Origin of the sequence: Novosphingobium sp. (assembly GCF_041915465.1) — a bacterium.
Lineage (GTDB): Bacteria > Pseudomonadota > Alphaproteobacteria > Sphingomonadales > Sphingomonadaceae > Novosphingobium.
On record NZ_JAYSBK010000137.1, the window covers coordinates 1 to 6,503 of the forward strand.

General features: G+C 65.2%; 6 protein-coding genes. 3 read left to right on the forward strand and 3 right to left on the reverse strand.

The window, feature by feature from the left end; translation table 11 throughout:
* Positions 1-989 (forward strand): hypothetical protein (locus ACE3SN_RS15670; protein ID WP_374531586.1); only part of this gene is annotated, 989 nt, incomplete at its 5' end.
* Here ACE3SN_RS15670 and ACE3SN_RS15675 read toward each other — a convergent pair.
* Positions 976-2,313 (reverse strand): M28 family peptidase, encoded by a 1,338-nt coding sequence (locus ACE3SN_RS15675; RefSeq protein ID WP_374531588.1) that lies wholly within the window; start codon positions 2,311-2,313, stop codon positions 976-978. The genes ACE3SN_RS15670 and ACE3SN_RS15675 overlap by 14 nt on opposite strands.
* A 116-nt stretch (positions 2,314-2,429) precedes the next feature.
* On the opposite strand from ACE3SN_RS15675, the gene ettA reads away from it, so the two are divergent.
* A complete protein-coding gene (ettA, locus tag ACE3SN_RS15680) occupies positions 2,430-4,103 on the forward strand; it encodes an energy-dependent translational throttle protein EttA (RefSeq protein ID WP_374531590.1) in 1,674 nt (557 codons plus the stop codon).
* An 11-nt stretch (positions 4,104-4,114) separates the two neighbouring features.
* Here ettA and ACE3SN_RS15685 read toward each other — a convergent pair whose 3' ends face one another.
* Positions 4,115-4,708, reverse strand: coding sequence for a flavin-binding protein (locus tag ACE3SN_RS15685; RefSeq protein WP_374531592.1), 594 nt, complete (start codon positions 4,706-4,708; stop codon positions 4,115-4,117).
* A 125-nt stretch (positions 4,709-4,833) separates the two neighbouring features.
* Between ACE3SN_RS15685 and ACE3SN_RS15690 the strand changes: the two genes are divergently transcribed.
* Complete coding sequence (locus tag ACE3SN_RS15690) at positions 4,834-5,838, forward strand: RcnB family protein (RefSeq protein ID WP_374531594.1); 1,005 nt, start codon at positions 4,834-4,836, stop codon at positions 5,836-5,838.
* Between the two features lie 79 nt (positions 5,839-5,917).
* Here the strand turns inward: ACE3SN_RS15690 and ACE3SN_RS15695 are convergent, their stop codons facing one another.
* Positions 5,918-6,475 (reverse strand): cytochrome b, encoded by a 558-nt coding sequence (locus ACE3SN_RS15695; RefSeq protein ID WP_374531596.1) that lies wholly within the window; start codon positions 6,473-6,475, stop codon positions 5,918-5,920.
* Positions 6,476-6,503: the final 28 nt, after the last annotated feature.

The window sequence follows — 6,503 nt, forward strand, 5'->3', positions numbered from 1 at the left end:
CGGCGCTGTTTCTGGCGGCTTCGACGTGGTGCTTCATCGCGCCGGGCAAGGGCGCGTCGGCGGCTTCGGCCGGGCAATATACCGACATGATGCTCTACCGCGATATCGTCACCGCGATCCAGGCGGGCAAGCCATACCATCTGGCCGCGACCGAATTGCAGCGCGCACACGGTTATCCGACGCAGCCTTTCGTAACCGTGCGCGAACCCGCGCTGTACCTGGCGGCGGCGGACCTTGGCTGGAAATCCTTGCAAAAGCTGGCGGCGCTGCTGCTGGTTGGCGGCGTCGCGCTGTGGATCGTGGCCTTGCCCGACAGTGTGACGAAGCTTGAGCGCTTTGGGGTAGCGGCCGGCATTGCGCTGGGCGGCGCGTCGATCGCCGTCCCGCTGCTGATGGGCTTCACCGAACTATGGGCCGGACTGCTGCTGAGCATTGCTCTGGCCCTGCGGCTGCGCTGGCCGGAGAAGTGGTGGCTGCAACTGATTGCTATCGCCGCCGCGCTGACGGTGCGCGAACTGGCCCTGCCCTACCTGCTGCTCGCCGCCGCCTTTGCCCTGTGGCAGCGGCGCTGGACCGAGCTTGCCGCGTGGGCCGCGCTGTTCGCGGTGTTTTCGCTTGGCATGGCACTGCACGCTCAGGCCGTGGCGGCCCAGGTCATGCCCGGCGACATCGTTTCACCCGGCTGGAGCGGCGGACAGGGCCTGCGGGGCGTGCTGATGGCGTTGGCCTATACCTCGGTCTGGCAGGTCGCGTGGCAACCGCTGGCGTTGTTCGCCTGTCTCCTCCCCGCCCTCGGCTGGGCCGCGCTGCCCGGACGCGGCGCGCCCTTCGCGCTGCTGCTGCTGGGCGGCTATGCGCTGATGATCGCGCTGTTCGCGCGGCCGGACAATTTCTATTGGGGCTTCCTGCTGCTCCCCGCGTGGCTGGGCGGCTATGCGCTGGTGCCACGCGGGATCATGCAGCTCTGGCGGGCAGTCAGTTCCCGCTGATCGGCCCAGGCTCGTTGGCGATCACTTGCAGCACCGCCGTCCAGGCCGCGACGTTCTGTTCAAGCTCGGCCGGGTCAACCTTGTCGAGCGTGTCGTCAGGCGTGTGGTGCAGGTCGAAATAGCGGGTGCCGTCTTGGTCGAGATCGACCACGGCAAGCTTCTGCGCCGAGATCACCGGCTCGACATCGGTGCCGCCGTGGGCAAGATCGCCGCCAGCCACGATGCCCAGCGGTGAGAGCACAGTCTTCACCCGCTCGCCCAGCGCCTGGTTACTCTCGGCAAAGTTCACGCGGACGCGCCACACCCGGCCCGCGCCGAAATCGCTTTCCATCGCGACCGCATGGGGTTCGCTTGCGTGGGCCTTGGCATAGGCCTCGCCGCCAAACCCGCCGAGCTCTTCGCTGCCTGCCCACAGCACCCGGATCGTGCGCAGCGGCTTTCCGCCTTCCTGAGCCCGCAACGCTGCCGAAGTCACGATCGCGCAACCCGCCGCATCGTCGATCGCGCCAGTGCCAAGATCCCAGCTGTCGAGATGACAGGCGACTAGGATCGGCGGCAGCGAAGGATCGCGCCCCGGAAGATCGGCGACGACGTTGCCCGATGGCAGGTTGGGCTGGGCATGGCTTTCAAGCACCAGCGCAATGGTCATCGGCTTGCCAGTCCCGGCAATGCGCGCGATCAGGTTCGCGTCGGGTGCGGATACGGCGCCGGCCGGGATCGGCTTCACCCCATCGGGCCAACTGGTCACGCCGGTGTGCGGATCGCGGTTGCTGTCGGTCCCGACCGAGCGGATGACGATGCCCGCAGCGCCCTTGGCCGATGCGATCCCCGGCCCCTGTCGGCGCACGCTGCCATAGGGGCCATAACCCGAACCGTCCTGGTTGGCACGCATGGCGTGGTCGACGAAGACGATCTTGCCCCGCAGCGAGCCTTCGGGTGCAGCCTTCAGCGCGTCGAGCGTCGGGAAATAGACCAGTTCGCCGGTCAGCCCACCCTTGGGGGTCGGCGCGCTATAGCCCAGTGCGGTGATGTGCAGCTTTTGCGGATAGGGCGCGGTCAGTTCGGCGCTTTCGGCCCCGCGTACGAAGCCGGTGATGGTGAAGGGTTCGATGTGAACATTGCTGAAGCCCAGCGTCTTCAGCCGGGCAACGCCCCATTCGCGGGCCGCGGCTTCACGCGGGGAACCAGCCAGGCGCTGGCCCACTTCGGTGGTCATGTCGGCGAGGATGTCCCAGGCGGTTCCCGAGCCTTGCGGCGGGGCGGCGTTGGCAGCTGTGGAGAGCAGGAGGGCGGAGAGCGCGATGGCGCGGATCTTGTTTCGCATATGTTCACACCTAACTTGGCGCATAGCACTTGCCAAGCCACGCTTGCCCCAACAGGCGCCGCCCTGTAGAGGGCGCGGCAAATCTCCATTCCAGCCTATCCCCAAGAGGACCCCCGATGGCCGCCCAATACGCCTATGTCATGAAGGGCATGACCAAGACCTTCCCCGGCGCTCCCAAGCCGGTGCTGAACAATATCAACCTGCAGTTCTACCAGGGCGCCAAGATCGGCATCGTCGGCCCGAACGGCGTCGGCAAGTCCACCCTGATCAAGATCATGGCGGGGATCGACACCGATTTCACCGGCGAAGCCTGGCCGGGTGAGAACATCACGGTGGGCTACCTTGAGCAGGAACCCCAGCTCGACAACACCAAGAACGTCCTCGAAAACGTCAAGGACGGCGCGCGCGCGATCGCCGACATGGTCGACCGGTTCAATGCGATCGGCATGGAAATGGCCGAAGAAGACGCCGACTTCGACGCGCTCGGTGCAGAAATGGCCGAATTGCAGGACAAGATCGACGCGGTCGACGGCTGGACGCTCGACAACCAGCTCGAAATCGCGATGGAAGCCCTGCGCTGCCCGCCCTCGGACTGGCCGGTGGACAACCTTTCGGGCGGTGAAAAGCGCCGCATCGCGCTGACCCGCCTGCTGCTCCAAAAGCCCGACATCCTGCTGCTCGACGAACCGACCAACCACCTTGACGCGGAATCGGTCGAGTGGCTGGAAAACCACCTCAAGGACTATGCCGGCGCGGTGCTTATGATCACCCACGACCGCTACTTCCTCGACAACGTGGTGGGCTGGATCCTCGAACTCGACCGGGGCAAGTACTTCCCCTACGAAGGCAACTATTCGACCTACCTCGAAAAGAAGGCCAAGCGCCTTGAGCAGGAAGACCGCGAGGAATCCGGCCGCCAGAAGGCGATCAAGGAAGAACTCGAATGGATCCGGCAGGGTCCCAAGGGCCGCCAGACCAAGTCGAAGGCGCGTATTTCGAAGTTCGAACAGCTGGTCGCCAGCCAGGAAAGCCGCACCCCGGGCAAGGCCCAGATCGTCATCCAGGTGCCCGAGCGCCTTGGCGGCAAGGTCATCGAGGCCAAGGGCATTTCAAAGGCCTATGGCGACAAGCTATTGTTCGAAGACCTCTCGTTCATCCTGCCCCCGGGCGGGATCGTGGGCGTGATCGGTCCGAACGGCGCGGGTAAGTCCACCCTGTTCAAGCTGATCACCGGCCAGGAACAGCCCGACAGCGGCACGATCGAGATCGGCTCCACGGTGCGCCTCGGCTATGTCGACCAGAGCCGCGACGCGCTGAACCCCGCCAACAACGTCTGGGAAGAAATCTCGGGCGGGCACGACTACATGAAGGTCAACGGGCATGACACCAGCACCCGGGCCTATGTCGGCGCGTTCAACTTCAAGGGCCAGGACCAGCAGAAGAACGTCGGCAAGCTTTCGGGCGGTGAACGCAACCGCGTGCATATGGCCAAGATGCTGAAGGAGGGCGGCAACGTGCTCCTGCTCGACGAACCGACCAACGACCTTGACGTCGAAACCCTCGCCGCGCTGGAAGACGCGATCGAGAATTTCGCCGGCTGCGCCGTGGTCATCTCGCACGACCGCTTCTTCCTCGACCGTCTGGCCACCCACATCCTGGCCTTCGAAGGCAACAGTCACGTCGAATGGTTCGAAGGCAACTTCGCGATGTACGAAGAAGACAAGCGCCGCCGCCTGGGCGATGCCGCCGACCGTCCGACGCGCCTCGCCTACAAGAAGCTGACGCGCTGATGCGCTAACCGTCAGGGGACCACCCATGCCCCCTGCCAGCCATCCTGCCCGCGCGCGAACTGCGCGCGGCGATGGCCGTTGTGCGCAAGGTAGAGCCAGTCGATCCGCTCCGGTTCGATCAGCAGGACGGCAAAGTTGTCCCGTGCGGGGAGCAATTGCGCCTCATCCGGCTTCGCCCCCTCCACTTCCGTGGGCAGTCCCGAGCACGGACCGTCTGCCGGGGTGCCGGGCCCGGCCTCTGCCAGATAGCAGCGCCGGGCATAGGGCGTGGCCGCCGCCCAGGCCGCGTCGGCCACTGGACCCTGCTGCTCGATGCGCCCCATCCCGCGCAGCCGCAGCTGCAATTTGGCCTCCGGATCGAAGGCCAGCACGCTTACCGGCGCGCCATCGGCGATGACACCGGCCTTGGCACTGCGAGCATCGGTGTGAAACCGCAGCAGGCCAAGATCGGGCGCGCAATCGCGCAGTACCATCATCCGCAGATCGCCATCGGCCGTGCCGACCACCGGCACATGCATCGGGCTGCGCCGGTCGCGCGCGGCGCGCTGGAGGTGGGCGGCCGCATCGGCCAGCACCATGTCCAGCGATTGGAAAACTTCGTTCATCCGACCTCTCTCAAACCTGAACGCCAGCCCTACCAAACCATTCACCGCGCCGACAGCACGACTCGCATAGCATCGCCGTCATAAGGGCCGCGAGTGGTGCGGCGCATATGGATGGAGATACGGCCATGGCCGTGAAGACTTTTGCAAAATCACCCCGCCGCGCCGCGCTGGCTCTGGCCGTGGCGGCGATTGCACTGCCCGGCGTTGCCCTGGCCGACCCGTGGGACGGCCGCGGCAACAACCGCGGCGACCGCTCTGAAAGCGCCGGACGCAGCAACAGCGATCGCGGTGACCGCGGCGGCTGGCAGCAGCAGCGCAGCGCGCCTGCGCCCCAACAGCAGCCCCAGCGCACCTGGTCGCCGCCGCAGCAGGTTCAGCAGCCCGCACAGGTACCGGTCCCGCAGCAGGCGCCCGCATGGCGCAGCAATCGCAATGATTCGAGCGCCGGCCGTGACCGCGCCGACTATGGCGGCAACAACGCCTGGCGCGGCAATAACGCGGCGAGGAGCCAGGCCCCCGAACCGGTTCAGCAGAACCGCCAGAGCGGCGGAAACTGGAACCGCGGCGGCAACAACTGGAGCGATGCTGGCGATCGCGACCGGGATCGCGGCCGGGATCGCAATCAGGCCCGCGAGCGCAGCGGTGGCACCAATTGGACCGACGCGCGCAACCGGGAAAACAATCGGGATCGCGACAGCTACCGCGATCGGAACCGTGACCGAGACACTTACCGGGATCGCGATCGCGACCGTGACCGTGATCGCGGCGGCAACTGGAACAGCGGCAACCGCTATAGCCGCAATGATAACCGCGACTATCGTCGCTGGGATAATCGCTGGCGCGATAACGATCGGTACAACTGGTACTCCTATCGCCGCAGCCACCCGAACCATTACCGCTGGGGCGCCTATTATGCACCCTATCGCGGCTATTCGTACCAGCGGCTGAGCATCGGGTTCTTCCTGGATTCGCTGTTCTTCTCAAGCAGCTACTGGATCAACGATCCGTGGTCGTACCGCCTGCCCGAAGTCTACGGTCCCTATCGCTGGGTCCGGTACTATGACGACGCACTGTTGGTGAATGTCTACAACGGCGAAGTGGTGGACGTGATCTACTCGTTCTTCTGGTAAGACGGCGAGCAGTGGAAACACGAACGGCCCCCGCATCGCTGCGGGGGCCGCTTGCGTGTTGGGCGCCAAGATGAGCCTCTTACTTCAGGAAAGGCACCATCCGCCGCAACGTTCCGTCCTTGTCGATATGAACGTGCTTGATCACGGCAGCCACGTGGATCACGAAGAGCGCGATCATCAGGTTGGCGAAAACCTCGTGCAGTTCGTGATAGACGCCAACCGTTTCCTTGTCGAAGCTGACCGGCAATGCCGGGGCATTGAACAGGCCGAACACGCTGGTTGGCGCGCCGTGGCTGAAGCCCGAAACCATCGCCCAGCCGGCCAGCGGGATTGCCAGCATCAGGAAGTAGAAGCCGACATGGGTCACCTTCGACAGCGCCACTTCCCAAGCCTTCAGCGTGTCGACCAGCGGGGGCGCCTTGTGCACCAGGCGCCAGACGATCCGCAGCACGGTCAGCGCCAGGATGACGAGGCCGATCGACTTGTGATTGCCCATGACCATCGCCTTTTCCGCCTTGGGCAGGTCTTCGGCCACCCAGGCGGCGGCAAAGTTCAGCATGATCAGCAGCGCGATCAGCCAGTGAAGGACGACGGAGCCACGGGCATAGCGCGGGCTGAGAGTGCTGTTTGTATCCATGGCTGACAGATTTATCATTCACTTGGCC